General features: G+C 35.9%; 2 protein-coding genes. One reads left to right on the plus strand and one right to left on the minus strand.

Annotation, left to right across the window (positions count from 1 at the left end):
- Nucleotides 1-140: 140 nt before the first annotated feature.
- Nucleotides 141-635, plus strand: coding sequence for a hypothetical protein (locus tag GCQ56_RS20090; protein ID WP_152736331.1), 495 nt, complete (start codon nt 141-143; stop codon nt 633-635).
- A gap of 136 nt (nt 636-771) precedes the next feature.
- Here the strand turns inward: GCQ56_RS20090 and GCQ56_RS20095 are convergent, their stop codons facing one another.
- Nucleotides 772-2301, minus strand: a complete 1530-nt coding sequence (locus tag GCQ56_RS20095) for an IS1182 family transposase (RefSeq protein WP_227006130.1) — start codon at nt 2299-2301, stop codon at nt 772-774.
- Nucleotides 2302-2682: the final 381 nt, after the last annotated feature.

The following is a 2682-nucleotide window of genomic DNA, read 5'->3' on the forward strand; positions in this document are numbered from 1 at the left end:
TTGGCTCAAATAAGAACCTCAATTCTATTTCAAATTAAAAGGATTTTCAATTTTTATGTATCCTTAAAACTGCTATATTTAAAGCTTAATTGAGCAGTTTAATCAGTTTTTAGACAAACTGCCGTTATGCACAAGTTAAAATGAGAATACTACTTTTAATATCGATGTTATTTATCCAACTGTTTTGCTTTGGACAAAGTAAACTGGAAGGAAGCTATCTTAATAAATTTGGTGAAAGGTTAGTGTTTGAAAATGATTCAATTTTCTCTCATACTTGGCAGTTTGACCTTGCCTCGAGTTGGACAAAAGGCACATACAGAATATCTAATGACACAATATACCTTAGAACAACTTTAATTTATGACACACTTGAAATTGTAAACTCAGAAAATGAGTTCATAAAAGATTCATTGGTTGTATCAATTGATGAAACTTCTAATAGTATCAGAAATGAAGAGTTTGTAATGTCATTAGTTGCTGGCGGTGGTCAAAATAGACTACCTCCACCAGACAAGCTTGTACTTGTTAGAGGAAAACTTTTTAGACTAAATAAATTAGGAATAATTGATAAATCAAAAAAGAAACAAACTCTGACAGATAAAAGTTTTAAAACGTACTTTTTTAAAAGGAATTAAAAACCAGTGCATAACAAAAGTAACCGTTGCGCATCCACATAAAATTAGATGAATACGATCTCAAAGCCTTAAAAGGTTGTCTCTTGGCAAGCTTTTAAGTCTTTGTTTTTTGCTTTCCGTTATTGAAAAAGTAAAATTATTGAGGTCTTAAAACAGGTTTATAGAAGCCAAATAGGCTTCTAATGAATAAGAAACAAGAAATGGTCTGATTTGCCATTGTTTCAGTGTTTTTACTCATAAATTTCATTAGTTTTTTAAGATTATAGGCAGTAGCAGATAGATGCATTACTTTGTTTGCCTGAATAATGCCAATGGTATTTATTTTTCGAAGTCCCATGAACTGGGTTAAGGTGCCGAACACCGGTTCGACGGTAGATTGCCGCTTGCCTTTCATTCTCCTTCCATATTTGCTTCGGACTCTTTTGTTATTACGCTCGTAGTGCTCTTTGTAAACAGTAACAGCAATTTTCTTTTCAAAGCCTTTGCCAATACAAGCTTGTTTTATCGGACAGTTTTTACAGTCTCCCCTCTTGGTTAGGTAATGATTCTGAAGGGAGTTCTTCACCATTTTTCGCTTGCGAAAGGTGACTTTTTTACCTTCTGGACATAGCCAGTAGTTTTCCTGCTTATTAAAGGTAAATCCTTCCGGACCACCTTTGTAAGTTCCGTGAGGTGGAATGTAACTTAGGATATTTTCTTTTTCAAGAAATGCATAGTTTTCTCCGCTGCTGTAACCTGCATCGGCAAGCAGGCTGGTAAACAGCAAACCTTGTTTTTTCAGCCTTTTCTTCAAACGTTTTGTGGCATCCTGTAGGTATTGATTGTCTTTTTTATCGGCATGATAGGCTTTAACATCGGTAATCACATGATTGGATGAGTCAACACTTATATTGCTTAGATAGTTCAGCTTTCTGGCTTTTCCTGGCTTTACACTTATTCGGGCGTCGGGATCGGTTGGACTGTAGTGGGTTTTGTTACTGGTATACTTGGCTCCTTTGTTACCTGATCCAGGACGTTGATCCTGATTCTTCTGCCAGTTTCGGTTGCGACTTTTGATCTCTTGTAGCTCTCGTTTTTCGGCGGTTATAATTTGTTGTTGTTTGGAAGCTTTATTCTTCTTGGGTTTTCTGTCTGGACGACTTTGATAGCGAGCCTTTTGAAGGTAAGCCTCAAGCTCCTGCTTGGGAACTTTTAATTCCAGACTATCCATGCTTGCATTGGCTTTAATGGGTGCAGAATCCATAGCCTGAGTATGTCCTGATACCATACCTTTTTCTACACACATGCTTAGAATATGAGTAAAAACCTGTTCGAATATCTTCTCGGGTAACAACTGGCGAGTGCGGCTAATTGTACTGTGCCAGGGCAATTGCTCATCAATATCATAACCTAAAAAAAATAGGATATCCAATCGCATGGAGCAGTGTTCAATTAGTTTTCTATCGCTGATGATATTCTCTAAATAACCCACCAAACACAACTTGTAGAAAACTTGGGGATCTATGCTTTTTTGTCCGCAACTGCCATAATATGGTTTGGTTTGCTTGTACAAAAAGGATAAATCTAAAATAGCTCGTAATCTTCGATAGAAATTATTCTCAGGCACTCTTTGTGAGAGCTGAAAGCTAGAAAATAATTTCTCCTGGTAAAACTTATTTCCTTGCATTTTTATTTACAAGTTAAGCCATTACAATTGATAAGTAAAGATATTATTGTTAGATTTATGAACAAGTTATCAAGAGTTGTGCAACAGGCACAAAAGCTAAATTTCATGGGCGGTGGCGTGTCGCTTGAGAGTTAGTTCAATTAATAAAGACCAGCAAGCTACTAAAATTGGTTTGCTTAAAAATATAAACAAATTTACGCGGCTTGCTTCTTTAGCGGTTTGATATTACAATTGTTTTAATCGCCCACGAAAACTTAGCAAGACCGTCAGACTGTCTAAAAACCTTGATAAGTTGTTGATAAGTAAGCATGCTTGTATTTGATAGATTTTCAGCACTTTGTTATCTTATAGTATGAGATTTATACAAGGACAAGACAGAAC

It is taken from the genome of Marinifilum sp. N1E240 (genome assembly GCF_009295825.1).
GTDB lineage: Bacteria > Bacteroidota > Bacteroidia > Bacteroidales > Marinifilaceae > Marinifilum_A > Marinifilum_A sediminis.